This is a genomic window from Arcobacter sp. F155 (assembly GCF_004116455.1).
Lineage (GTDB): Bacteria > Campylobacterota > Campylobacteria > Campylobacterales > Arcobacteraceae > Halarcobacter.
On record NZ_PDJU01000005.1, the window covers coordinates 11,433 to 37,159 of the forward strand.

23 protein-coding genes are annotated in these 25,727 nt (G+C 29.8%); 21 read left to right on the forward strand and 2 right to left on the reverse strand.

Annotation, left to right across the window (positions count from 1 at the left end; translation table 11 throughout):
- Window positions 1–50: 50 nt before the first annotated feature.
- Genes CRV03_RS06630 through CRV03_RS06665 form a run of 8 tightly spaced genes read left to right on the forward strand, consistent with a single transcriptional unit; the run spans window position 51 to window position 8,291 of the window.
- Window positions 51–539, forward strand: coding sequence for a shikimate kinase (locus CRV03_RS06630; RefSeq protein WP_375137087.1), 489 nt, complete (start codon window positions 51–53; stop codon window positions 537–539).
- Window positions 526–1,821 (forward strand): histidinol dehydrogenase, encoded by a 1,296-nt coding sequence (gene hisD / locus CRV03_RS06635; RefSeq protein WP_129084367.1) that lies wholly within the window; start codon window positions 526–528, stop codon window positions 1,819–1,821. The genes CRV03_RS06630 and hisD overlap by 14 nt, the downstream gene beginning before the upstream one ends.
- A gap of 2 nt (window positions 1,822–1,823) precedes the next feature.
- On the forward strand, window positions 1,824–2,120 hold the full coding sequence (locus CRV03_RS06640; RefSeq protein WP_228712676.1) for a DUF2018 family protein: 297 nt from the start codon (window positions 1,824–1,826) through the stop codon (window positions 2,118–2,120).
- Window positions 2,121–2,128: 8 nt separating this feature from the next.
- The gene (locus tag CRV03_RS06645; RefSeq protein WP_129084368.1) at window positions 2,129–3,067 is read left to right on the forward strand and encodes a polyprenyl synthetase family protein; all 939 of its coding nucleotides are present in this window, start codon (window positions 2,129–2,131) and stop codon (window positions 3,065–3,067) included.
- 3 nt (window positions 3,068–3,070) lie between these two features.
- The gene (gene hemA, locus CRV03_RS06650) at window positions 3,071–4,363 is read left to right on the forward strand and encodes a glutamyl-tRNA reductase (protein WP_129084369.1); all 1,293 of its coding nucleotides are present in this window, start codon (window positions 3,071–3,073) and stop codon (window positions 4,361–4,363) included.
- A gap of 10 nt (window positions 4,364–4,373) precedes the next feature.
- On the forward strand, window positions 4,374–6,095 hold the full coding sequence (locus tag CRV03_RS06655; RefSeq protein WP_129084370.1) for a proline--tRNA ligase: 1,722 nt from the start codon (window positions 4,374–4,376) through the stop codon (window positions 6,093–6,095).
- A gap of 11 nt (window positions 6,096–6,106) precedes the next feature.
- Window positions 6,107–6,922, forward strand: a complete 816-nt coding sequence (locus tag CRV03_RS06660) for a mechanosensitive ion channel family protein (RefSeq protein ID WP_129084371.1) — start codon at window positions 6,107–6,109, stop codon at window positions 6,920–6,922.
- The gene (locus CRV03_RS06665; protein ID WP_258239025.1) at window positions 6,900–8,291 is read left to right on the forward strand and encodes a CCA tRNA nucleotidyltransferase; all 1,392 of its coding nucleotides are present in this window, start codon (window positions 6,900–6,902) and stop codon (window positions 8,289–8,291) included. Before CRV03_RS06660 ends, CRV03_RS06665 begins: the two co-directional genes overlap by 23 nt.
- Here the strand turns inward: CRV03_RS06665 and CRV03_RS06670 are convergent.
- The gene (locus CRV03_RS06670) at window positions 8,281–9,462 is read right to left on the reverse strand and encodes an apolipoprotein N-acyltransferase (protein ID WP_258239026.1); all 1,182 of its coding nucleotides are present in this window, start codon (window positions 9,460–9,462) and stop codon (window positions 8,281–8,283) included. The genes CRV03_RS06665 and CRV03_RS06670 overlap by 11 nt on opposite strands.
- 79 nt (window positions 9,463–9,541) lie before the next feature.
- On the opposite strand from CRV03_RS06670, the gene yajC reads away from it, so the two are divergent.
- From yajC to CRV03_RS06735, 13 genes are all read left to right on the forward strand, one after another.
- Window positions 9,542–9,814 (forward strand): preprotein translocase subunit YajC, encoded by a 273-nt coding sequence (yajC, locus tag CRV03_RS06675; RefSeq protein WP_129084374.1) that lies wholly within the window; start codon window positions 9,542–9,544, stop codon window positions 9,812–9,814.
- Between the two features lie 69 nt (window positions 9,815–9,883).
- Window positions 9,884–11,452: a protein translocase subunit SecD gene (gene secD, locus CRV03_RS06680; RefSeq protein WP_129084375.1), complete on the forward strand. Its 1,569-nt coding sequence runs from the start codon at window positions 9,884–9,886 to the stop codon at window positions 11,450–11,452.
- Window positions 11,452–12,420, forward strand: coding sequence for a protein translocase subunit SecF (secF, locus tag CRV03_RS06685; protein WP_129084376.1), 969 nt, complete (start codon window positions 11,452–11,454; stop codon window positions 12,418–12,420). The genes secD and secF overlap by 1 nt, the downstream gene beginning before the upstream one ends.
- Before the next feature lie 412 nt (window positions 12,421–12,832).
- Window positions 12,833–14,677 (forward strand): pentapeptide repeat-containing protein, encoded by a 1,845-nt coding sequence (locus CRV03_RS06690; RefSeq protein WP_129084377.1) that lies wholly within the window; start codon window positions 12,833–12,835, stop codon window positions 14,675–14,677.
- Window positions 14,678–14,761: 84 nt separating this feature from the next.
- Entirely contained in the window at window positions 14,762–15,256 is a 495-nt protein-coding gene (locus tag CRV03_RS06695) for a hypothetical protein (RefSeq protein WP_129084378.1), read from the forward strand.
- A gap of 76 nt (window positions 15,257–15,332) precedes the next feature.
- Window positions 15,333–15,677, forward strand: a complete 345-nt coding sequence (locus CRV03_RS06700; RefSeq protein ID WP_129084379.1) for a DUF6394 family protein — start codon at window positions 15,333–15,335, stop codon at window positions 15,675–15,677.
- Window positions 15,677–18,142: a leucine--tRNA ligase gene (gene leuS / locus CRV03_RS06705; RefSeq protein ID WP_129084380.1), complete on the forward strand. Its 2,466-nt coding sequence runs from the start codon at window positions 15,677–15,679 to the stop codon at window positions 18,140–18,142. Before CRV03_RS06700 ends, leuS begins: the two co-directional genes overlap by 1 nt.
- A gap of 1 nt (window position 18,143) precedes the next feature.
- Window positions 18,144–18,653 (forward strand): LPS assembly lipoprotein LptE, encoded by a 510-nt coding sequence (lptE, locus tag CRV03_RS06710; RefSeq protein WP_129084381.1) that lies wholly within the window; start codon window positions 18,144–18,146, stop codon window positions 18,651–18,653.
- The gene (locus CRV03_RS06715) at window positions 18,654–19,823 is read left to right on the forward strand and encodes a folylpolyglutamate synthase/dihydrofolate synthase family protein (RefSeq protein WP_129084382.1); all 1,170 of its coding nucleotides are present in this window, start codon (window positions 18,654–18,656) and stop codon (window positions 19,821–19,823) included.
- On the forward strand, window positions 19,813–20,754 hold the full coding sequence (locus CRV03_RS06720) for a M23 family metallopeptidase (RefSeq protein ID WP_129084383.1): 942 nt from the start codon (window positions 19,813–19,815) through the stop codon (window positions 20,752–20,754). The genes CRV03_RS06715 and CRV03_RS06720 overlap by 11 nt, the downstream gene beginning before the upstream one ends.
- The gene (locus tag CRV03_RS06725; protein WP_129084384.1) at window positions 20,700–21,137 is read left to right on the forward strand and encodes a polymer-forming cytoskeletal protein; all 438 of its coding nucleotides are present in this window, start codon (window positions 20,700–20,702) and stop codon (window positions 21,135–21,137) included. Before CRV03_RS06720 ends, CRV03_RS06725 begins: the two co-directional genes overlap by 55 nt.
- Complete coding sequence (locus CRV03_RS06730; RefSeq protein WP_129084385.1) at window positions 21,127–23,241, forward strand: DEAD/DEAH box helicase; 2,115 nt, start codon at window positions 21,127–21,129, stop codon at window positions 23,239–23,241. The genes CRV03_RS06725 and CRV03_RS06730 overlap by 11 nt, the downstream gene beginning before the upstream one ends.
- A 12-nt stretch (window positions 23,242–23,253) precedes the next feature.
- The gene (locus tag CRV03_RS06735) at window positions 23,254–24,891 is read left to right on the forward strand and encodes a cation:proton antiporter (protein ID WP_129084386.1); all 1,638 of its coding nucleotides are present in this window, start codon (window positions 23,254–23,256) and stop codon (window positions 24,889–24,891) included.
- Window positions 24,892–24,907: 16 nt separating this feature from the next.
- On the opposite strand, the gene CRV03_RS06740 is transcribed toward CRV03_RS06735, so the two are convergent.
- A complete protein-coding gene (locus tag CRV03_RS06740) occupies window positions 24,908–25,720 on the reverse strand; it encodes a DUF4198 domain-containing protein (protein WP_129084387.1) in 813 nt (270 codons plus the stop codon).
- Window positions 25,721–25,727 lie beyond the last annotated feature (7 nt).

Sequence of the window (25,727 nt, forward strand, 5' to 3'; positions counted from 1 at the left end):
ATCAGGAAGAAGTGTTGAGTAAAAAAAATAATATTATTCTTATTGGTTTTATGGGAGTTGGTAAAGGAACGGTTGCAAGAGCCTTAGTTAAATCAAGTGACTATTTTGCAATTGATACTGATGACTTAATTGAGAGTGTTGAGAATAGAAGAGTAAAGAAAATATTTAAAGATGAAGGTGAGCCTTACTTTAGAAGCTTAGAAAAGAAGTGTGCTCTTTGGCTTGAAAAAAATGTTGATAATACGATTATCTCAACTGGTGGAGGTTTCTTTAAACAAGAAAATATCCATAAGATAGGAACAATAATCTATTTAGAATCAAGCTTTGATGGGATTTTAAATAGAATACATTCTGCCCCCAATGCAAAATCAAAACTTAAAAAAAGACCACTTTTAAGTAATCTGGATGAAGCTAAAAAGCTTTATAATCAAAGAGTTGAAGATTACAAAAGAGTTTCTGATATAACAGTAAATGTTGAAAATAAAGATTTGAACTTAATAGTAGAAGAAATTTTAGGAAAAGTAAATGAAAATAATTAATACTAATAATGCAGATTTTAAACAAGAGTTTGAAAATATTTTAGCAAGAGCTAAAACTGATATTAAAGAGGTGTCATCAATTGTAACTGGAATTATTGATGAAATCGTAGAAGATGGAAATAAAGCTTTAAAAAACCACATTGAAAAGTTTGATAAGTGGGAAGTTAAAAGTGACGAAGAGCTTCAAATTTCAAAAGATGATATGAAAAAAGCTTATGAAAACATTGATGAAAAACTAAAAGAAGCTTTACATATTGCATACGATAGAATCAAAACTTATCACGAAAAACAACTACCAAAATCTTGGATTGACTTTGAAAAAAATGGAACTATCTTAGGGCAAAAAGTAACTCCTGTTGATAGAGCTGGACTTTATATTCCTGGTGGAAAAGCTGCTTACCCAAGTAGTTTACTTATGAATGCAATTCCTGCAATCGTTGCTGGTGTTGAAGAGATTGTAGTATGTACTCCAACTCCAAATAATGAAGTAAATGAACTATTACTTGCAGCATGTCATATTTGTGGTATTGAAAAAGCTTTCAAAGTAGGTGGAGCATCTGCTGTTGCTGCTATGGCTTATGGAACTGAAACTATTCCAAAGGTTGATGTAATTACAGGGCCTGGAAATATCTTCGTTGCAACTGCTAAAAAGCTTGTATTTGGAGAAGTTCATATTGATATGATTGCAGGGCCTTCAGAAATTGGAATTTTAGCTGACAGTACAGCTAAACCAAAATACTTAGCAATTGACCTTTTATCTCAAGCAGAGCATGATGAAATGGCAAGTTCTATTATGATTACTATTGATGAAGAAGTTGCAAAACAAACAAGTATTGAAGTAGAAAACTACTTACAAACTCTAAGTAGAGAAGAGATTGCTAGAAAATCAATTGAAGATAGAGGAGCTATTATTGTTGCTTCTTCTATGGATGAAGCAATTGAACTTATGAATGAGATTGCACCAGAGCACTTAGAAGTTATGACTGCAAACTCTTTTGAGCTTTTACCAAAGATTAAACACGCAGGTGCAATTTTCTTAGGTGAAAATACTCCTGAACCAATTGGTGATTATATTGCTGGACCAAACCACACACTTCCTACTGGAAGTACAGCTAAGTTTTACAGTCCTTTAAATGTAGAAAACTTCTTAAAGAAAAGTTCAATTATCAACTTCTCTAAACAAGCAATTGATGAGTTAGGTGAAGCTTGTGCCTTACTAGCTGATACAGAAGGTTTAACAGCTCACGCAAAATCTGTTAGAGTAAGACTGGAAGATAAATAGTCATGGAAAAAAACTGGCTTTTAGAAGATGAAGATGATATCTTTACAGGAACACCAAAGTCTAAATATTTTGATGTAACAAGACAAGCAAGTAAAGAGGTTGTTGAAGATGAGTTTGACAAGCTTCTGGAAAAAGTTGCTGTTATGGAAAAGCTTTTAACAGAAGTTAAAGGTGAAGATTTCGATATTAACAATGAAGTTAGAACACAAGTTTTAACAAACAGCGAAGAGATTGAAAGAATGAAAAAAGGTCTGTACTTAGAGCTTACAGGCGATATTATTTGTAGATTAGATTCATAAGGTTAAAAGTGGAAGAGTTACAAGAAGTTAAAAACAAAATAAAAAGTTTCATTGAAGAGTGTAACGATGAAAAGAGTTTAGAGTTATTAGATAAATTAGCAACTGGAAAGATGTTAAGGTCTAAACTTATTTTGAAAATTGCAGGTGTAAATGAAGAATCAATCAAACTTTGTGCAGTAGTTGAGATGATTCATGCAGCATCACTTTTACATGATGATGTTATTGATGAAGCAGATACTAGAAGAGGTAAACCTTCAATCAACGCTTTATATGATAATAAGACTTCGATTATGTTTGGAGATGTTTTATATTCAAAAGCCTTTACTGAACTTTCTCAAATGAATAGAGATGTGGCATACAATGTTTCAAATGCGGTTACTCTTTTAAGTATTGGAGAGATGTTAGATGTAAATTTAACAAATGAGTTTAACTCTTCATATGATAAGTATCTTGATATGATTTATAAAAAGACAGCATCATTAATAGAAGCAAGTGCAAAATCTGCTGCTATTTTAGCTGGATTAGATAAAGAGAAATATGCACTTTATGGCAAAAACCTTGGTCTTGCTTTTCAAATGATTGATGATATTTTAGATATCACTCAAGATAGTGCTACTTTAGGAAAACCTGCAATGCTTGATTTTGTTGAAGGGAAAGTAACTATTCCTTACTTACTACTTCATGAAAGATTAGAAGATAAAACAAAATTAGAAAGCTTATACAAAAAAGAGTTATCTCAAGATGAAAGCTCTTGGATAAAAGAACAAATGATAAGTACAAATGCACTTGCTGATTCTATTGCAAAAGCAAAAGAGCTTGGAGTTGAAGCAATCGAAGCAGTTAAAGAAGAGATGGAATCTTCTGACTCAATGTCAGAAGAAGGTTCATCGAATAGGAATGAATCTTTAGTTCAAATTATGAGTGCAATGATTGAAAGAGAGTTTTAATTTATGAGTTATTTATGTATTAGTTTTTCACATAAAAATACTGATATTCAAACTAGAGAAAAACTAGCATTTCCCCATGAAGAAAGTAAAGATAGGTTTTTAAAACAAGTATTATCTGATACAAATATTGAAGAAGCTATCTTACTTTCTACATGTAATAGAGTAGAGATTATCTCTGCTGCAAACAACTCTAAACTTGCAGCAAAATCTATTATTGAAAGACTTGCTAACTATTCTGGAATTGAGTTTGAAAACCTTTTTGATAGAGCAGATATTTATGAAAATGATGGAGCAATTCATCATCTGTTTTCAGTAGCTTCTGCTTTAGATTCTTTAGTAATTGGTGAAACACAAATTGTAGGACAGCTAAAAGATGCTTTTAGATTCTCTTTGGCTAAAAAATATTGTGAACAAAATCTTCCAAGAGCACTTCACTACTCTTTTAAATGTGCAGCAGCAGTAAGAAATGCTACAAGCTTAGGAACAGGTTCTGTTTCTGTTGCTTCAACAGCAGTTGCAAAAGCAAAAGAGATTATTGGTGATACAAGTGGTGTAAAAGCACTTGTTATTGGAGCAGGGGAAATGAGTGAACTTACTATTAAGCACTTAATCTCTTCTGGATTTGATGTTATTTTAACAAGTAGAGATACTAAAAAAGCTCAAATGCTAGCAGATAGCTTTGAACAACATGTTCAAGTTGAAGAGTATTCTACTTTAGAAAAGATGTTAAATCATATTCCTATTATGATAACAGCAACAGCAGCACCATACCCCATTATCAAGCAAGAGATGGTAAATGAGTGTGCTTTTGATAGATTTTGGTTTGATATAGCAGTACCAAGAGATATTGATGATATAGAATCACCAAACTTAGATATATATTCTGTTGATGATTTACAAGATATTGTTGATGAAAATATGACTCTAAGAGCTAAGCAAGCAAAAACAGCATACTCAATCGTAAACAAAATGTCGATGGAGTTTTTTGAATGGCTTAAATCACTTGAAGTAGAACCTGTAATAAAACACATGTATCTAAAAGGTGATGAAGTAATAGATAAAAAACTTCAATACGCTATAAAAAAAGGTTTTATAAAAGAAGAAGACCAAGAAAATATTAAAAAACTTTGTCAAACAGTTTTAACAGAGTATTTACACGAACCTTCAACAAGATTAAAAAGCATCTCAAAAGATAGTCAATGTGATGTTGTTGTAGGAACAGTTCAATCAATTTTTGGACTAAAAGATACAAACTTTTTAAATAAATGCGAACACGCAACAAAAAATAATGAATAGGATTTATTAAATGAAATTTTCTCAAATGTTTATACCAACTACAAAAGAAACACCAAGTGATGCAACACTACCATCACACCAATATCTAATTAGAGGTGGATTTGTTTGTCAAACTGGAGCTGGTATTTATGATTATATGCCATTAGGAAAAATTGTTCTTGACAAAATTAGAGCAGTTGTAAAAGAAGAGATGGATAAAAGTGGAGCAAATGAAGTACAATTTGGTTTTGTAACTCCTTTATCACTTTGGGAACAATCTGGTCGAGCTACAACTATGGGACATGAGCTTCTAAGATTTAAAGATAGAAAAAATGCTGATTTTGTTTTAAGTCCTACAAATGAAGAAGCTGTAGTAAATATGGTAAAAAATAGAATTACTTCTTATAAAGACTTACCAATTAATCTTTATCAAATCTATACAAAATTTAGAGATGAAGCTAGACCAAGATTTGGACTTATGAGAGGGAGAGAATTTTTAATGAAAGATGCTTACTCTTTCCATAGTAGTGCAGAAGACTTAAAAAGAGAGTTTGACTTAATGGAGCAAACTTATAAGAATGTTTATACTAGATTAGGACTTGATTTTAGAGTTGTTGATGCAGACTCAGGAGCTATTGGTGGAAGTGGTTCTAAAGAGTTTATGGTACTTGCTGATAGTGGTGAAGATACAATTGTTGTATGTCCTGATTGTGAGTATGGTGCAAATATTGAAGCAGCAACTAGAGCTAAAAGAGTTGTTCCAAATTGGCAAGAAACAACAAATACTCCAATCTCACAAGAGAAAGTTTTAACAGAAGGTATGAAAACTATTGAAGAGGTTTCAAACTTCTTAAGTACATCTCAATCTCAATCAATTAAAGCAGTTATGAAAAAGGCTGTTTATGAAGAAAGCACTGAGATTGTTGTTTTCTTTGTAAGAGGAAATGATGAGTTAGAAGAGACAAAAGCTTGTAATGCTGTAAATGCTTTAGAGTTAGTAGATGCATCAGAAGAAGAAATCAAAGAAGCTGGTTTAGTAGCTGGTTATTGTGGACCATTTGGATTACCAGAAAATATCAACTTCGTTGTAGATGAAGAGATAAAAGATGAAGTTGGATTAGTTTGTGGTGCAAATGAAGAAAACTATCACTTTACAGGAACTGATCTTTCATCTTTAAAAGATGTAAAGTATTTTGACCTTGTAGCTGTTCAAGAAGGTGATACTTGTTCTTGTTGTGGTGGAAAACTACAATATACAAAAGGTATTGAAGCAGGTCACATCTTCCAATTAGGTTCAAAATATTCTGAAGCTATGGAAGCTACATTCTTAGATGAAAATGGAAAAGCAAAACCATTTGAAATGGGATGTTATGGTATTGGAGTTTCAAGACTTGTTGCAGCAGTAATTGAGCAAAACCATGATGAAAAAGGTGCAATCTGGACAAAAGAGACTGCACCATTCTTAGTAGATGTAATTGTTTCAAATGCTAAAAAAGATGAAGAGTTAGAAGCGGGTCTTAAAATCTATGAAGATTTAAAAGCTTTAGGAGTTGAGACAATTATTGATGATAGAAAAAAAGAGAGATTCGGTTTCAAAATGTCTGATTTTGAACTTATTGGTTTCCCTTATGCAGTAGTTGTTGGTAAAAAACTAAAAGATGGTTTTGTTGAAATTATTGATAGAAAAACATTAGAAAAAGAAGAAGTTGAAGTAGCAAGAGTTTCTCAAGTTCTTTTTGAAAAAATCAAATAAAAGGATAAATAATGGAAGAGAGTGTACAAGCTGTTTCTGATATGGTTGGATTATATGCATTAAATATTGCAACTGCAATAGTTATTTTTGTTATTGGTAAGTTTCTTGCTAGAAAACTTACTGACTTTTTAGTAAAAATGATGAACAAAAAAAAGAATGTAGATGAAACACTTCTTTCTTTTTTAGATGATATTGTTTATTATGTTTTAATGGTTGTTGTAATTCTGACTTCTTTAAAACAGTTAGGAATTGATACAACTTCATTCTTCGCAATCTTAGGTGCTGCTGGTCTTGCTATTGGTTTAGCCCTAAAAGACTCTTTAGGAAACTTTGCATCTGGTGTAATGATTATCTTCTTCAAACCTTTCAAAGTAGGAGACTTTGTAGAAGCTGGTGGAACTGCTGGTACTATTGTTGAAGTTGGTATTTTTAATACTGAATTTAAAACTCCTGATAACCAAAAAATCATTGTACCAAATGGAGCAATTACAGGTGGAAACATCAAAAATGTAAATGCTCACGATACAAGAAGAGTAGATTTACTTGTTGGTATTGGTTATGATGATGATATTAAAAAAGCAAAAGAGACTTTAACAAAAATTGTTGAAGCTGATGAAAGAGTTTTACAAGACAAAGGTGTTACTGTTGCGGTATCTGAATTAGCAGACTCTTCAGTTAACTTTGTAGTTAGAGCTTGGGTTAATACTCCTGATTACTGGGCTGTAAAATTTGACTTAACAGAAAATGTAAAACTTACATTTGATAAAGAGGGTATCTCTATTCCTTATCCTCAAACAGATGTACATGTATTCAAACATAAAAACTAATTTACCATCAATATTAATTGATATACTAAAAAACTTACAAGAAGTAGGTGTTAAACCTATTCTTGTAGGTGGCTGCGTAAGAGACTCCCTTTTAAATATTCCCAATAAAGATTTCGACATTGAACTGTTTAATATTGATACTTTAGATGAAGTTCAAACTGTCTTAGAAAAATATGGAACAGTAAAACAAGTTGGAAAATCTTTTGGTGTACTTATCTTAAATGTAGACGGCTATGACTTTGATTTTGCCCTTGCAAGATTGGAGAAAAAAGTAGGGCATGGACATAGAGATTTTGAAGTAACTACAAATGGAAACTTAAGCTTTCAAGAGGCAAGTCTAAGAAGAGACTTTACTATTAATTCTATTGGTTATGATTACTTTGAAGATGAATATTTAGACCCAAATGGTGGACTAAAAGATTTAGAAGAAAAAACCTTACGTCATATTAAAGATGAAACCTTTGTTGAAGACCCTTTAAGAGTTTATAGAGCGATACAATTTATAGCTAGATACGAGCTACAAATAGATGAGAAAACTTTTTCTTTATGTAAAGATATGGTAGAAGATGATGAGTTAAAGTATTTACCTAAAGAAAGAGTATATGAAGAGTTTAAAAAGCTATTTTTAAAAGCAGAAAAGCCATCACTTGGCTTTAATCTTTTAAAAGATTTAGGTATTTTAAAACACTTTCCTGAGCTTGAGGCTTTAGATGGCTGCATTCAAGACAAAGAGTATCATCCTGAAGGTGATGTTTGGGTTCATACTTTAATGACACTTGATGAGATGGCAAAGTATAAAACTGGTGATGAATATAGAGACCTATATCTATTTTATGCACTTCTTTGCCATGATTTAGGAAAACCCTTTTGTACTGAAACTACAGATGAAGGAAGAGTAACTTCTCATAAACATGAAGCTTTAGGAGTTGAACCTACTATTAGTTTTTTAAGTAGATTAACTGATGAAAAAAAGTTTATAGAAAAAGTAGTTCCCCTTGTGAAAAATCACCTTGCACCATTTCAGTTATACAAAGCAGAGTCTAGTTTAAAAGCAGTAAAAAGGCTATCTTTAAAATGTTCTATTGAAGACCTTTGTATAGTTTGTCTTGCAGATTGCAAAGGAAGAACAATCCCAGATAAAGACAAGTGTGATAAGGCTATTTCTTGGGTGCTAGAACAAGCAAGACAGATGAATATCTCCCAAGAAGGATTAAAGCCATTAGTTCAAGGAAGAGACTTAATCTCTCTTGGAATGAAACCAAGTAAAGAGTTTAAAGAGATTTTAGAGTTTGCATTAAATCTTCAAATAGATGAATCATTAGAAAAAGAAGAGATTTTAAAGGCCATAAAAGAAAAGTTTATGGCCTAAGAATATAGTTTTTACTTCCATTTATAGAGTGAAAAATTGTAATACCATACTTTTTAGCATAATATTTTAAAAGTATTTTTTGAAGTGTTGGTTCTATTGATGGAGTAAACCAAGCATTATTTGAAGTAACAATCATATATTTTGTATCACCTAAATTTTGATATAGCTTTTCGTTTGTTGCTTCATAACAAATAGCATTCCTAAAACTTATTCCATGGATATTAAAATCAGTTGGTTTAGAAGCTGTTTTATAGTCTTGTGCTCCATTGTATAACTTATCATTTATAAAATCAACTAAAAATTTTGGAAGGGGAATCTCTTCTCCAAAAGGAACTAAAACAACTTTTTTAGCAATATCAAGATTTCCTTTTTTGAAATGATATGTAGCATTGTAGTAGTTGTTATCTTCTAAATATATAGCCCCAGCAATAATATCTATTTGTTCTGATTTTTTTAGAAGACTATCCATTAAAAACTCTTCTGTATTTAAAACAACAGGAAAAACTGTTTCAGGAAGAATTATTAAATCACTCTCTTCTTTTATTGCATTATCAATTAAACTCAAGTTTTTATCAATAGTTTTAGCTAGATTTTCTTGTTGCCATTTTTGATTTTGTGAAGTCATTAGTTGAGGCATAGAAATTTTTAGCCCCGTTGAATCAATATAAATACCACTTGAATAAGTAATAAATAGTAATGGTACAACTGCAATAGCTTTTTTAAAGCCACCGAGTTTAACAAACATATAAACTAAAGCTAAAATTAGAGCAAAATAAGCCTTAGAAAAAGGAAGATAACTATCTACTAAAGCAAGTTCTGGCATAAACCAATTAAATCCCATAGGATGGACAAATGAAACTAAAAATATAGCTAAAGCTCTAAACCAAGTTTTGTTAAGAATAGTCATTAAATAGAATAATAAAGCATAGCCCAATCCAATACCTAAAATAACTGGATATTTTAAAAAGGCTAAATCATAATATTGAAAACTATTTCCTATCCAATAAAACCATAAAATTCCAGTAAAAAAACCTGCTATTACAAAACTTTTTCGATTTATTGTAAGTAGCAAATAAAAAGATAAAAGTGCTAAAAAAGTGTTTAAAAGTTTTGAGAATATTTCATAGTGTTCTAAGTAGATAAAAGAGCTCAAAGAAATGGCAGTTATCAAGCCTATTATTATATTAGTTTTGTTAGAATAAGCCCGTTTTATTAAAAACATAGAAAAATACTTTTTAAAAGGAAATTTGATGGAAGGTCAAAGTGCAGACTTAATAAGCTCATTGTTACCCCTAGTTGCATTATTTGCAATTTTTTACTTCTTAATTATTAGACCACAACAAAAACAAGCTAAACAGCATAAGGAAATGATTGCGGCTCTAAAGAAAGGCGATAAAATTGTAACAAATGGTGGCTTAATGGTAGAAATTACAAAAGTAGAAGAAGACTTCTTAATTGTAAAAAACCATGATGATAGTCAAATGAAATTAGCAAAAGAATTCGTTGCAAAACTTTCAGAATAATTATTTTAAAACATGTAATCTCTTACATGTTTTAAATTCTATGTTTACTTCTTATTTTAAGGGATTGATTTGAAAATCTTTAATTACAGACTCGTTATATTTATATTAAGTATAATTTTTGGAGTTGTATTCTCTGTACCATCTTTTTTACAAACTGAAACTGGTAAAAAAATCTCTTTAGGGCTTGACCTACAAGGTGGATTACATATGCTTCTTGGTGTTCAAACTGATGAAGCAGTTACTTCAAAAATAAAATCAATAGCTACAGCAGTTAAATACTTCGCAAATGATGAAGATATCTTAATTGACGGCTTAAGTATCAGAGACAATGATAGAATTGTTTTTACAGTATTAGACTCAGATGAGTTACCAAAAGTAGATAAAATGCTTGAACAAATTAGTGGTTTACAAATCACTAAAGATGAGCTTGATTACTCTTTAATTTTAACAGCAGATGAAGAAGTTAAAACTAAAGACCAAGCAGTAGCACAAGCAGTTGAAACTATTAGAAATAGACTTGACCAATTTGGTCTTGCTGAACCAAATGTTGTAAGACAAGGTGAAACTGATATTGTGGTTCAACTTCCAGGTATCAAAACAGCAGCAGATGAAAAAGCAGCAAGAGAGCTTATCTCAAAACCTGCTAACTTAGAGCTTATGGCTGTTGATGAAGAGAGAGCTGACCAAGTTTATACTATGTCAAAAGCACAAGCAGCTCAATATGGAAATATCATTTTAGAAGCTACAGATAACCCAAATGTTAAGTATCTTGTAAAAGAGATTCCTATTTTAAATGGTTCTCAAGTAGTAGATGCACAAGTTGCATTTGACCAATCAAACCAACCAATTATCAACTTTACTTTAAATAGTGCAGGTGCTAGAATCTTTGGTGACTTCACTGCTAAAAATGTAGGTAAAAGACTTGCCGTTGTTCTTGATGGTAAAGTTTACTCTGCACCAAATATTAGAGAAAGAATCGGTGGAGGAAGTGGTCAGATTTCTGGTGGTTTCACAGTTGTTGAAGCAGGAAATGTTGCAATTGCTTTAAGATCTGGGGCTTTACCAGCTTCTGTTAAACTATTAGAAAAAAGAAGTGTAGGACCAAGTTTAGGTGCTGATTCTATTAAAGCTTCTACAATAGCACTTATCTCTGGTTTCTTAATCGTATTTATTTTTATGATTGTTTACTACAGACGAGCAGGTATTATTGCAAATGTTGCACTTGTAACTAATATCTTTATTATCATTTCTGTAATGGCAATGTTTGGAGCAACTCTAACACTTCCAGGTATGGCAGGTATCGTACTAACAGTTGGTATGGCAGTTGATGCGAATGTTATTATTGGGGAAAGAATTAGAGAACTTCTAAGACAAGGTGTATCTATACCAAAAGCTATTGAAGATGGTTATTCAAATGCAATGAGAGCAATTCTTGATGCAAATATTACAACACTACTTGTTGCTGTAATTTTATATGCATATGGAACAGGACCAATCAAAGGTTTCGCAGTAACAATCTCTATTGGTATTTTAGCTTCAATGTTAACGGCAATTTTAGGAACTCATGGTATTTATGAAGCATTATTACCAAAGATTGCAAAAGACAAAAACTTAAATAAATGGTTTGGGATTAAATAATGGAAATTTTTAAAGGTACAAAAGTTCATGACTTTATGGGTAAAAGAATCCCATTTTTAGGTTTATCGGCTGTTTTAGTTATTGTTTCACTTGTTTTACTTTTTACAAGAGGATTAAACTTTGGTATTGACTTTGCAGGTGGTACTTTAGTTCAAGTTCAATATGAACACAAAGCACCAATTGACAAAATTAGAACTGTATTAAACTCAACAGAATATAAAGGTTCTTCTATTACAAAATTTGGTAGTGATGAAGAAGTGGTTATTAGAATCTCAGGGGTATCATCTAACTTAGCAAATGATATTGGTGATGAGATGCATAAACTACTTGATTCAACTGGTAAGTTTGAAATCAGAAGAGTTGATATGGTTGGACCAAAGGTTGGTGGAGAGCTTAGAGAAAAAGGTATTATGGCTTTATCTTTATCTCTTATTGTGATACTTGTTTATGTATCATATAGATTTGAGTGGAGATTTGCCATTGCTTCTATTTTAGCCTTAGCACATGATGTTATTATTGCTCTTGGAGCTATTTCACTTGTGGGTGTAGAAGTTAACCTTGATATCTTAGCTGCAATTCTTACGATACTTGGGTATTCTCTAAACGATACAATTATTGTATTTGATAGGATTAGAGAAGGTGTGCAAACATCTAAAGAGTCAGTTCTTAATAGTGTAGTTAATAGTTCTGTATCAAGAACATTATCAAGAACAACTCTTACTTCACTGACAACATTCTTTGTTGTTGCAACTTTATATTTCTTTGGTGGAGAGATTATTAATGGATTTGCCTTTACATTACTTGTAGGTATTATCGTTGGTACTTATTCATCTATCTTTATTGCTGCTTCATTCTTAGTACAGCTTAGATTCTCTATTGAGAGTTTTAGAGCTAAAGAGGCTGAGAAAGTGAAAAGACAGAAAGAAAAAGAGAAACTACGTGCGATGTATGAGAAGGGAACAGTTTAGGAGCGATAGCTTCTAAACAGTCCTTTTCATAAATTATTCTGCTTCATAACAAAAAAATCACTCAGTCATTTACTACAGTAAACTCCTTCATAATTTTTTCATTCTTCATTGACTAATTTTAAAAATTCCAATTTATAAGCTATCTCTCAAGATTTTGGGAAAATAGAAAAGCCGAAATCATCAAAATATGAGCATTTGAATATAGCGTTAAGTAAAAATAAAAAAATATGTTAATAAATCAAAACTGTTTGAGACGAAGTCGAGTTTTTTGATTTTAATATTTTTGAAATTTTTATAGCGTAATTTTCATCCTGCTCATGCTTTTTTGTTTTACTTTTTATAAAAAAAGTAATAAAAGACTCCAAAGGGCAATTACAATATAATAAATCCAATAATTTATTTTAGGAATAAAATGGCTGAAGACAAACTAATTAATTTAAATGATAAGAATGAAGTACATGAATTTTTTAATCAGATATTTAATCAATTTTCAGAAAAAGAGTTATTAGATACTTTATTAAATGAACTAAATACAGAGTTTAATAGTGATTATAAAGAACAAATAAACAACTGGTTTTCTATTTGTATTGACGAAAACAAAATAGAGGATAATACCTTTTGTCTTGGTCAGGCTATTACAGGAATTACTAAAATACAAAAAAGTTTAAATCCAACTAGAGATGAGATTAATACTTATATTAAAGATTTTAGAATTGATATATTAGATGGTATTAAAAAAACATTTAATAGTTTTGAATCTGATAAGATGAAAAATGAATATTTTTTAAGCTTATTTAAAAGTAAAAAAATTGATATAAAAAATATTAAAGAATTTTCAAAAACTACTGATGAAAAAGTTTTCTTCTTATTAAGAAAATTAAAGTTAGTCTCCTTTTATAATTGTTATTTTGAGAATGATAATTTAGATATGTTACAGGATGCAATAGTTCACTTTGATTTTTGTATATTTGGAAGTAATGTAAACATTTTAAACTACAAAACTTTTAAAAACAAGAGCTTATTTTTTGACTGTGAATTTAAGAATAAAGTTATATTAAATAATAAAGTTTTTAATAATGAATTGTTTCAAAATTGTAGAATTAATAACTTACAAGCAACAAGTTGTAAATTTGAAAAACAAATTTTTAATGATGTTTTAAAAGAAAATCATGGAATAAGATACAATAAAATAAAAATTATTGAATGTCAGTTTAATGATTTTTTTTGTCTTCCTAATGTTAAAGGAATAAAAATCAATAAATTGGAAATAGTTAACTCAACATTTGAAAGGAGCTTTTATTGTCAACTAGCTGAGAATACAGATTCCATATTTATCGGTATGTCTACTTTTAACTCTGATGCAATAATTAGTTCAAAAAACTTGAAAAAACTAGTAATTCAACAATCAAACTTTAATGCCAATACAAGCTTTGAGAATATGAAAGTAAACATTATTAACTTAAAAGACTCTATTTTTAATAATAATTGTAATTTTTTTAAAATTGAAATTTCTAATCACAATAGTTTTCAAAATACAACATTCAATGGAAGTGTTAATTTTAGTAAAGCAAAGTTTGAATCAATAAATTTTTCAAATACTAATTTTTTAAGTAGTGTGGATTTTTCAGAAATAAAAGATGTAAATGAAAAAGAAATTGACTCATCCATAGTTAAGGATAGAAAAACTGCAAGATTAATTAAAAGTAAGTTAGATGAATCGGATAATATAATTGAGTCTAATCATTTTTATGCTATTGAAATGAAAAAAAGAGAAAAAGAACTAAAAAAAGATATAGAAAAAGGAAAAAACTTTTTTGAATATCTAGTATTTTTATTTCATGGATTATCATCAAATCATTCACAAAATTGGTTACTCTCATTGTTTTGGATTCTTTTTATTTCTTTTGAGTATACATTTATTGTACAGTTAGATATTAAGAATGCTTTTTTTTCAATATCACTTGTAGTTTTATTTATGATTGTAAGTTTTATAGTGGGAATAGTTTTAAAAAATTATATAGATAATAAACCTATTCATACTGGACTTATGTGTTTCTTTCTAACTACACTATATCTTATGTATGGACTTGCTACAGCTGATTTTAATTTAAACTGCTTATCAAATAATATAAACCCATTTTCTATTATGACAGAGTTTTCAGAACTTACATTTTTAACACTAGTTTATAAAGTAACAATCGCCTATTTAATCTACCAACTTATAGTTTCAATCCGTCAAAACACAAGACGGAAATAAACTCCTAACAAAAAGGTTTATTAATAATATATGTTTAATTCTTTTTAATATAAAATTATTATTTAAACCTTTATGGAGAAAAACATGGAAAACACAATGAGTGCACCTCAAAAGGGTTTGTTATATTATTTTAATAGAATCACATCAAACGATGGAAAAGATTGGTTCTTAACTTTAACATGGATTTTTGTTTTTGAAATCATCTCATCTATTATTGAATACTATAATTTAAGTATTGCTAGAACATATGTTATTGATATTCAAGATGGAGTATTCAAAGAGTTTTTAATAGCAATATTCGTGACATTTTTTATTTGGCACTTTGTTTACAGTATTGTAAATATGCATAGAAATCAGTTCTATTTTCTTATCATGTATGGACTTTTAGGTTTATATTTTTATATCACAAAAGATATGACTTTTAATCTATTATTTCACAATATCATCAATCCTTTTGAGTTTGAATTCAATGGCTTTGGGATTTATACAATTGTTCAATTTACAATTAAACTAATCATCATATATCTGATTTTTAAAATGTTTCAAGGTTTCAAGTACAGTAAGCTAAAAAATAGCTAGAAAGCCATTTTTTATCCTTTTTTAGATATTATATTTGCTTAGATTTTAAAAGTAAAAATCTATAAAAGGATAATTCATGGATTGGGGTAAAGTAACCTATATATTCTTTTCACTAATGTCATTAACAACAACAGCAGGCTTCCTCTACGAGCCAAATGCAGTGGCGCTATTTTTAGCAGCAGGTGTTAATGTTATCTCAACAATTTTAAAAATAGGTGTTAAAAACCTTTTAGCAGCAGAGTTATTAGCAAGTTCTTTAGTTGCTGATTTACACCTTATTCCAGCGTTCATGGTATTAACTTTTGTGGGTGATGAATCAATGGCAATAGCCTTAGCAATCGGAGCTGTTGTAGCAAATCTTTTCTCAATAGCTTTAGCTTTAATTGAGAGTGCAAAAAGTCAAGATAAGGAAGATTATTAATGGAATATAGTCCAAAGAGTATTGAAAGTAAGTGGCAAAATTACTGGGTTGAAAATAAATCTTTTGAGCCAAGTGATGATTATAAAAAAGATAAAAAATATATTTTAAGTATGTTCCCATATCCAAGTGGTAGAATCCACATGGGACACGTTAGAAACTACTGTTTAGGTGATGCAATCGCAAGATTCTTTAGAAAAGCAGACTTTAATGTTTTACATCCAATTGGATGGGATAGTTTTGGTATGCCAGCGGAAAATGCAGCTATCAAACATAAGCTTCACCCTAAAAAATGGACTTATGAAAACATCGATTATATGAGAGACGAATTAAGAGCTTTAGGTCTTTCTTTTTCTGAAGAAAGAGAGTTCGCTACTTCTGATGAACTATACACAAAGTGGGAACAAGAGTTCATTATCAAGATGTTTGAAGAAGGACTTCTTTATAGAAAATCTACAACTGTTAACTGGTGTCCACATGATTTAACTGTATTAGCAAATGAGCAGTTAGAAGAGGGATGCTGTTGGAGATGTGGAACAACTGTAGTTCAAAAAGAAATGCCAGGATATTATTTAGGAATTACTAAATATGCTCAAGAGTTACTTGACGATTTAAAAACACTTGAAGGTCAATGGCCATCACAAGTTTTAACTATGCAAGAGAACTGGATTGGTAGAAGTGAAGGTTTAGAGTTTAATCTTCTTTTATCAAAACAAGCAAAATATAAATTAGATAACCAATTCTCATCTTATCAAGTATTTACTACTAGACCAGATACAATTTATGGAATCTCTTATTCAGCTTTAGCACCAGAGCATCCAATTGTAAAATATATCGTTGATAATAAACTTCTTCCTGATAGTAAAATCAATGCAATTAAAGCTATGCAAAAAGTAAGTGAAAGAGATAGAGCAACTATGCCTAAAGAAGGTGTTTCTTTAGAGATTGATGTTATTCATCCACTTACTGGTGAGTCTATTCCTGTATGGGTTGCTAACTTCGTACTTGCTTCTTATGGTGGTGGGGCTGTTATGGCAGTTCCAGCTCATGACCAAAGAGACTTTGAGTTTGCTAGACAATATGATTTACCAATCAAACAAGTTATTGTTGGGAAAGATGGAATCTTATCTAACCAAACAGAAGCTTATACAGATGAAGGTGAATTAATCGATTCAGAAAGCTTTACTGGACTTAAAAACAACAAAGCTAAAAAAGCTATAATTTATCACTTCGAGCAAAACTCTCTTGGTAAAAAACAAATCAATTTCAAACTAAGAGATTGGGGAGTTTCTAGACAAAGATATTGGGGCGCACCAATTCCATTTATTCACTGTGATGATTGTGGTTTAGTTCCTGAAAAACAAGAAAATCTTCCTGTTGCACTTCCAGAAGATGTAGAAATTACAGGTGAGGGTAACCCACTTGATACTCATCCTACTTGGAAGCATACTACTTGTCCTTGCTGTGGTAAACCAGCAGTTAGAGAAACAGATACTTTAGATACTTTTGTTCAGTCTTCTTGGTATTTCTTAAGATATGCTACAAACAACGCAAAATGGGAAAAAGAAGGAATCTCTAAAAAAGATAGTGATTATTGGATGGATGTTGACCAATACATTGGTGGTATTGAGCACGCTATCTTACACTTACTTTACGCAAGATTCTTTACTAAAGTATTAAATGATTTAGGATATACAAACTCAAAAGAGCCATTTAAAAACCTACTTACTCAAGGTATGGTACTTAAAGATGGTGCTAAAATGTCTAAATCAAAAGGAAATGTAGTAGACCCTGATTCTATTGTAGAAAAGTATGGAGCTGATACAGCTAGAATGTTTATTCTATTTGCTGCACCTCCAACAAAAGAGTTAGAGTGGAATGATTCAGCAGTAGAAGGTTCATTTAAATTTATTAAAAAGTTCTATGAAAGATCAGTAAATGTTACAGAAGATGCAGTTGCAAACTTTGAAAACATAGACCACTCTTCTTTATCAAAAGAAGAAAAAGAAGCTAGAAGAAAAGTATATGAAGCAGTTCAAAAAGCTGATGATGTATTCAATAAAACATATACATTTAATACTTTAATTGCTGCATCTATGGAAGCAATGAATGCACTTCAAGCACAAAACAATGAACTTGTATGGGCAGAAGGTTACTATATCTTAACAAACATTTTAGAGCCAATTATTCCTCATGCTTGTTGGGACTTAGCAGATAAACTATTTGCTAAAAAGAACTTCTCTTCAAAAATTGAAGTTAAAGAAGAAGTATTTACTTTAGATTCAATTGTTTTAGCTGTTACTATTAATGGTAAAAAAAGAGCAGAAGTAGAAGTAGCTCCAAGTGCTTCAAAAGAAGAGATTTTAGCTGCAGCAAAAGAGATTGCAGCAAAATGGATTGATGGTAAAGAGTTAATCAAAGAGATTGTTGTACCAAATAAATTAGTTAACTTAGTTGTTAAGGGATAAGATGAAAAATAGTCTATTAGTATTATTAATAGTTTTTGTATTTACAGCTTGTGGTTACAAACCATCAAGTCACTATGCAAAAAGACAATTAGATGGTACTATCTATGTTAATTTAATTATTAACTTAGAAGACCCAAGAAATGCAGTAATTATCAAAGATGCAATGCATGAGCTAATAGTACATAGACTAGATTCAAAACTTGTATTTGATAAAAACTTAGCTGATACGATTTTAGATGTAAAACTAAACTCAGTATCAATGCAAGAACTGCAAGATGATGAAGATGGTTATAATAACCTTTATAGAGCTATTGTAAAAATTACAGTTGCATATGAAAAAGATGGAAGAAAAAAATCTTTTGCAGTTAGTGGAGATTATGAATTCTCTATTAACAAAGGTGCAACTATTACAGACTCAAAAAGATTTGAAGCTATTAGAAATGCAGCTAATAAAGCTTTAGAAGAGGTTATTTCTAAATTAGCAGTGCAATCTTTTGAAAAAAAGAAGTAGATGCTTATTGATTTTAAGAAAGCTTCTTTAGAAGAAGTATTACAGCACAAAACAATGTACTATGAGAAGATAGACTTCTCTATAGTACAAAACTCTTGGAAAATACTTTCAGAGCACCTTGAGCTTCCTTTTATTATTCATATTGTTGGAACAAATGGAAAAGGAAGTACGGGAAGATTTTTATCTCATTACTTACATAAAAAAGGCTTTAGAACCTTACATTACTCTTCTCCTCATATTATGAAATTCAATGAAAGAATATGGATAAATGGAAGAGATAGTAGTGATATAGAACTACAAATGGCTAGTTCAAAACTTCAAGAGATATTGCCTTTAAATCTTTTAGAAAAACTAACTTATTTTGAATACACAACTCTTTTAGCCTTTGTTTTAAGTTCAAGTTTTGATTATCTAGTTTTAGAAGCAGGACTTGGTGGTGAGTTTGATGCAACAAATATTGCAAAAAATGACTTATCTCTTATTACTACAATTGGACTTGACCACCAAAGCTTTTTAGGTAACACAATAGAAGAAATTGCAAGAACTAAAATGCGTTCAGTGGATACTAAAATGCTAATTGGTTACCAAACTTCAAACAAAGTTTATGAAACTGCTTTAAAAGTTAAAGATGAACTAAAAGATGAGTTTGGACGAGATATAGTTATACAAATTGTTAAAGAGTTTGATAAGTATAGCTTAGATGAAAGATTTGCTTCATATTTAAAGCTTAATTTACATTTAGTAATAGAAGCATTAAAAGAGTTAAATATAGATATTGACCTTGATATTTTTAATGAAGTAAAACTATCAGGAAGATGTGAAAAAATTAAAAAAAATATAACTATAGATGTGGGTCATAATCCCCTAGCAGCTACATTTTTAGCCAAAGAATTCAATAATAAAAAAGTACATTTAATATATAATTCTTATGCAGACAAAGATTATAAAGAGGTTTTAACTATTTTAAAACCTATTGTTACAAAGATAACAATAATCGACTTAGATGACAAAAGAATCGTAGATAAAAATAATTTATTGGAAATTTGCCATAATTTAAATATAATGGTAACTTCTTTAGAAAATATAGAACCAGATGAAGAGTATTTAGTTTTTGGTTCTTTTTTAGTTGTAGAAAAATTTTTAGAAAATATGAGATTAAATGAAGAATAGATTAATTATTACTGTTTCTGATGTACATGGAACAAAAGCCTTTAATGTACATCAAATTGCAAAAAAACTTATTGTCTTTATTGTTCTTTTTGTTTTGCTTGTTATTGGTGGAGGTTCTTGGTTTATCAACAATTTAAGTGATAAAATGGAGACTTTAAAAGAGCAAAAACAAAGAGAACTTGCGAAAAAAGAAGTAGAAATAGATAAAAAAGAGAAAGAGATTACAGCTCTAAATGAAAAAGAACAAAAGCTACAGGCTCAAAATAAGTTCTATTCATTACAAATTAAAAGTAAAGTAGAAGATATTGATGCTTTAAGTTCAAAACTTGATGAAATAGAGTCAATGATTGGTCTTAAAGATGAAAAAATAGAACAGCTTACTAAAGAGACTTTAGACTCAATTAGTGATAACACAAAGTATTTCACACTTTTAACTATACCCAATGGTAGTCCATTAAAAAATACAAGGGTAACTTCTCAATATGGTTATAGAATACACCCAATTACAAAAAGAAAAAAGTTTCATAGGGGTATTGATTTAAGAGCAAGAATGAGAACACCAGTTAAAGCAACTGCAAATGGTGTTGTTGTTTATGTAAGGTCAAGGGACAGAGGAGACTTTGGTAGAGTTGTAAAACTACAACATAGTTTTGGTTTTATGACTATTTATGCACACTTAAATAAAACAGAAGTAAAGCTTGGTGATGTAATTAGAAAAGGTCAAGTTATTGGTTTAAGTGGAAATAGTGGACGAAGTAGTGCTGCACATTTACACTATGAAGTAAGATATGGTGGAAAAATATTAAATCCAAAAGACTTTATAACATGGAATTTTAAAAATTATGATAAAATCTTTACTAAACAAAGGAGAGTTAAGTGGGAATCTTTGGTAAGGCTAATAAGCGAACAACACAAAATGGTGCTACAGTAATTGCCCACGGGACTTGTATAATCGGTGGAATTACTACTGAGGGTACAGTTCATATTGATGGAAAATTTGAAGGTGTTATATTAGAAGCCGATGTTATTTCAATTGGTAAAACAGGTGAAGTAATAGGTGATATAAAAGCTAATAACTTAATAGTTAGTGGACTTTTAGATGGTAAAATTGATTGTAATGAAGTACAAATTCTTTCAACTGGTAAAGTCATTGGAAATATGAAATACAATGAACTTAGTATTGAAGAAGATGGAAAATTTGAAGGTCAAGGTGTTAGAAAAGGTTCTAAACTGAAAAGTAGATATGATGAAATAGAAAATAAACTAAATAATATCATTATCACACCGTCTCACCAGATTGAGCATGAATCATAAAAAAATAGAAGAAAGATTAAAAGAACTTTATGAACAAAAAACTACTATAGAAAAAGAGATTGAAACTCTTGAAGCTATAGTAAATCAAAAAGAAAAAAAGAGTCTATCAAAAGATGAAAAGATAGAACTTTTTAAATCTCTATTTTTTGCTAGAACAGATATTTTTGCAAAAAAATGGACTAGTAAAGATGGCTCTAAACAAGCCTTTTATCCCTTAACTCAAACATTTAGAGGAAGTGACTACTTACCTCTAACAAACAATGAAGTTGAACTTCACTTAAGAGGAAAAGTTCAGCTAGCTTCATACTTAATAAATCAAACAAACAAAAGTAAATATATAGTTTTAGAGGTTTTAGAAAAAGATATCTCTAAGATATTAAAAACCTTTGCAAGTATAGATATTGAAGCACTTTTTGAATACAGCTCTTATAACTCAATTTTAGTATGGGTATTTTTTGAAAAAGAGTTAGAAACAAAGTCTGCTAAAACTTTTGCTCAATATATTTTAAAAAAATCAAATATCTCTGCAAAGATTTTTCCCACAAAAGAGTTTGTAACAAATGGAAGTTTTGATGAACCAATAGAGTTACCACTTCATTTAAAATTTAGAGACTCAAATAAAACAGTATTTTTTGAGCCAAATTCTAAAGAAGTATATAAAGACCAATGGAAACTTTTACAAAATATCTCTAAAGTATCTGAAAAAACAGTTTTAAAATATAATGATTTTGAAAAGATTGATAAAACTGATTTAATGTTTGATGATATAGAGTTTCCTTTATTTAAACTAGAGATTAAGTTATATGACTATTTATATGTTCCAACACAAAATTTATCAAGAAGTTTTATAAATAAACTAAAAGCCTTCGCATCTTTTGATAACCCACAAGTAAAAGTGCTGTTGAGTCTTAGAAAACCACTTTATAATACTCCAAGGGTAATAAAAAACTTTGAAGAAGATGAAAACTACTTAAAACTTCCAAGGGGACTTATTTATCAAATCTCAAAATATTTAGATGTAAATAAAGTTGATTTTAAAATTGATGATAAAACATATTGTGAAGAGATAGAAACAAAAAAGGTTTTATTTGAACTAAGAACTGAACAGCAAGAAGCTATAGATAGAATGCTTAAAAAAAGGTTCTCTATTTGTGTAGCTCCTCCTGGTTTTGGTAAAACATTACTTGGTGCAAAAATGTTTGAACAAAGAGCTTGTTCTACTTTGATTATAGTAAATAAAAATATGCTTCTTGATCAGTGGCGAGATAGATTTGTTGAGTATTTTGATTATAAAAGAGCGGATATTGGCTTTTTAGGAAAGAGTAAAAATAAATTAAATGGAAAAATTGATGTTGCAACTATGCAAAGTCTTAAAAACTCTCCTGAGATTATAAATAACTACTCTTTTGTGATAGTAGATGAATGTCACCATATCCCCGCTGTTACCTTTGAGCAGATAGTTAAACAGTTCTATGGAAAGTATATTTTAGGTCTTAGTGCAACACCTAAAAGAAAAGATGGATTAGACCCGATTTTATTCCAACAGCTTGGTGATATCTCCTATGAATATAAAAAGAAAAAAACTTTTAATAATAAATTAGAGATAATACGAACAGACTTTATAAGTGAAGCAGATAATTATGCTACATTGATTAATGAATTATGTGTAGATGAAACAAGAAATGGGCTAATTATCGAGCAAATAAAGCTTCATCAAGACAGAAAGATTTTAATCTTAACAGATAGAATTGAACATATTAATGCTTTAGAAAAACTGCTTAAAAATGAACAAATAGATTATGTTTCTATTCATGGAAGTATGAGTAAAAAAGAGCAGAGTGAAAAGATTAAACTTGTTGAGTCTAAAAGTCTAATTTTAGCAACGACTTCATATTTTGGTGAAGGGATTGATTTCCCTCATTTAAATACGATTATATTTGCTACACCGATTTCTTATTATGGAAGATTGATTCAATATTTAGGAAGAATAGGTAGAGGAAATCAAGAGTGTTTAGCTATTGATTTTCTTGATAACAAAAATGCTATGCTTAATTCAGCTTATAAAAAAAGGCTTGAAGGATACAAGCAAATGCATTATTTATAAAAGAAGGAAGAGATGTTAGGAATTATCGTTTGGACACTATTGATTGCAATAGTAGTTAATCTTATTTTAAAAAGATTCCATTTACCAACAATTATTGGTTATATTTTAACAGGTACAATCATTGCATATGTCTTTAATTTACATGCGGCTGTGAATAATCATGACTTAAAAGAGATTGCAGAGTTTGGTGTTGTATTTTTAATGTTTACAATTGGTTTAGAGTTCTCTTTAGAACATCTAAAAAGAATGAGAAAAGAGGTATTCTTTACTGGAACCTTACAAATAGTAGTTACAACAGCATTTGTTATATCTATTTGTATGTTGATTTTTGGTTTTGATTTTAGAACATCACTTATTATAGGTGCTGCTTTATCTCTATCTTCTACGGCAATTGTTTTAAAAACATATAATGAAAATAATGAAATTAAGAAAAGACATGGACAAAGAGTTCTTGGAATTTTAATTATGCAAGATATTGCAGTTATTCCAATCTTACTTATGATTTCATTGTTTGCTGCAGGTGATGATAAAAGTATCACATCTTTAGTATTTGAGACAGTTGTTGCAGCTGGTATTTTACTTGCACTATTATATATAAGTGGTAAGTTTTTATTAGAACCATTTTTTGAACACGTTTCAAAATCAAAATCTGATGAACTATTTGTAGGTTCTGTTTTACTTGTAGCAATTGGAGCTTCATATTTAGCTCACTACTTTGGGTTTACTTACTCTTTAGGAGCATTTGTTGCAGGTATGATGATTAGTGAGACTAAGTTTAAACATCAAGTTGAGGCTGACCTTACTCCATTTAGAAACTTATTATTAGGTGTTTTCTTTATTACTGTTGGTATGCAAATCAACTTTCAAATAATTGCAGACAATATTGTAATTATTTTAATTTTATTACCTATTTTAGTATCTTTAAAATATTTAATTATCTACTTACTTGTAAGAATTGATGATACAAAAAGAGTTGCTTTTAAAACAGCTTTATCTTTAGTTCAAATTGGTGAGTTCTCATTGGCTATTTTAGAGCTTGCTAGAAGTAGAAGTTTAATTGATCCAACATACTCACAGATACTTATAGTTACTATTGTTATCTCGATGATTTTAACTCCAATTATCTTAAAAAATATGTCATCAATTGCAGCGAAACTTTTAACAGAAGATACGTTAAAACTTCCAGAAACACACAATGTAGATAAAGATACAAAAGGTCATATTGTTGTATTAGGTTTCGGACACTTAGGTCAAGAGATTGCTCACAATCTAAGAGAAGATGGACATAATTATGTAATTATTGAGCATAACCTAAAATACTTTGAGATGGGATATAAAGATAATGAACCTATCATCTTTGGAAATGCAGCTCATAAACATATCTTAGAGTCTGTAAATATTAAAGATGCTTGTGCGGTTATTGTAGCTATTGATAACCCAGAGAAGTTGCATCTTATTTGTGAAGTTATTGATGATTTAACTCACAACACAAAAACAATTGTTAAAGTAACTAGATTTAGTGAAAAGCAAGAGTTAGAGTCTTTACACTTAGAGCATATTATTGTTGAAGATGATGTTGTTGCACGTGCACTTGTTGATGAAACAAAAGAGTGTAGAGTTAATTTTATAAAAGAGCAAAAAGAAGATTAATAAAGTAGGAGAAATCCTACTTTATATTTATTGTTGCACTTGCTGTATCAGAAACCGTGATTCCCTCAACTTCTTTTTTATTTTTAACAGTAAACATCCACTGACCAAAGTTAGTTAATACAAACTTTGCTTTCCCTTTTCTAACATTTGCAAATAGGGCATTATCATTTTTTGCTAAGGCACTTTTAGCAGTAACATATCCACTTTCTAAAGCTTTACCTTTATATAAAACATCAAAAGTTATAGTATCTCCAATATGAAGTTTAGAAATATCATTTGTAGGAATTAGTTCTAACTCATGTCCCACTGCTTTTGGTTCAGACCAAGATTTATTTACAAAATATGTTTTAGCATATGTTGTATTTTGAATTGTTTCTAATACCTCTTTTAGATTTCTAATTTTATCTTTTGATTTTGTAGTAAATCTTTTATTGTCATTTTTATCAAGATATCTAATTAGTGTTTTTGTTTTAGTAGCTAAACTAGCACTGTATGTACCTTCTTTTGACTCTTTTTTGAAAGATATTTTTTGCATAGCAAGGTTACTATCTACTATATTTAGATTATCTTTATTATAAATCTCTTCTAAACCTCTTTGTGGTTTTTTTAAAGCAATTGCTTTTCCAGAAGGTGTAATTAAATCAAAAGATTTTAGTTCCACTCTATCTGAAATAGAGTCTTCAATTGTTGGATTATGTCCTGTTCCTAATCCTACTGTTACAAGTTTAGCTCCATGAGATGATGCCTCAAATGAGTTAAGCCAAAGTCCATGGGCAAAAACAGTTGAAGTTGTTATTGCCCCTGCTAGTAATAGTTTTGAAAGTTTCATTTTTTTT

Excerpts from the sequence above, each read along its gene's own strand:
- CRV03_RS06715 (WP_129084382.1), top strand. The coding sequence starts at position 18,654 with ATGCTTATTGATTTTAAGAAAGCTTCTTTAGAAGAAGTATTACAGCAC.
- CRV03_RS06630 (WP_375137087.1), top strand. The coding sequence starts at position 51 with ATGGGAGTTGGTAAAGGAACGGTTGCAAGAGCCTTAGTTAAATCAAGT.
- secF (WP_129084376.1), top strand. The coding sequence starts at position 11,452 with ATGGAAATTTTTAAAGGTACAAAAGTTCATGACTTTATGGGTAAAAGA.
- CRV03_RS06655 (WP_129084370.1), top strand. The coding sequence starts at position 4,374 with ATGAAATTTTCTCAAATGTTTATACCAACTACAAAAGAAACACCAAGT.
- CRV03_RS06740 (WP_129084387.1), bottom strand. The coding sequence starts at position 25,720 with ATGAAACTTTCAAAACTATTACTAGCAGGGGCAATAACAACTTCAACT.
- CRV03_RS06640 (WP_228712676.1), top strand. The coding sequence starts at position 1,824 with ATGGAAAAAAACTGGCTTTTAGAAGATGAAGATGATATCTTTACAGGA.
- CRV03_RS06730 (WP_129084385.1), top strand. The coding sequence starts at position 21,127 with ATGAATCATAAAAAAATAGAAGAAAGATTAAAAGAACTTTATGAACAA.
- hisD (WP_129084367.1), top strand. The coding sequence starts at position 526 with ATGAAAATAATTAATACTAATAATGCAGATTTTAAACAAGAGTTTGAA.
- yajC (WP_129084374.1), top strand. The coding sequence starts at position 9,542 with ATGGAAGGTCAAAGTGCAGACTTAATAAGCTCATTGTTACCCCTAGTT.
- CRV03_RS06700 (WP_129084379.1), top strand. The coding sequence starts at position 15,333 with ATGGATTGGGGTAAAGTAACCTATATATTCTTTTCACTAATGTCATTA.
- CRV03_RS06665 (WP_258239025.1), top strand. The coding sequence starts at position 6,900 with ATGTATTCAAACATAAAAACTAATTTACCATCAATATTAATTGATATA.
- leuS (WP_129084380.1), top strand. The coding sequence starts at position 15,677 with ATGGAATATAGTCCAAAGAGTATTGAAAGTAAGTGGCAAAATTACTGG.
- hemA (WP_129084369.1), top strand. The coding sequence starts at position 3,071 with ATGAGTTATTTATGTATTAGTTTTTCACATAAAAATACTGATATTCAA.
- CRV03_RS06720 (WP_129084383.1), top strand. The coding sequence starts at position 19,813 with ATGAAGAATAGATTAATTATTACTGTTTCTGATGTACATGGAACAAAA.
- CRV03_RS06695 (WP_129084378.1), top strand. The coding sequence starts at position 14,762 with ATGGAAAACACAATGAGTGCACCTCAAAAGGGTTTGTTATATTATTTT.
- lptE (WP_129084381.1), top strand. The coding sequence starts at position 18,144 with ATGAAAAATAGTCTATTAGTATTATTAATAGTTTTTGTATTTACAGCT.
- CRV03_RS06690 (WP_129084377.1), top strand. The coding sequence starts at position 12,833 with ATGGCTGAAGACAAACTAATTAATTTAAATGATAAGAATGAAGTACAT.
- CRV03_RS06660 (WP_129084371.1), top strand. The coding sequence starts at position 6,107 with ATGGAAGAGAGTGTACAAGCTGTTTCTGATATGGTTGGATTATATGCA.
- CRV03_RS06735 (WP_129084386.1), top strand. The coding sequence starts at position 23,254 with ATGTTAGGAATTATCGTTTGGACACTATTGATTGCAATAGTAGTTAAT.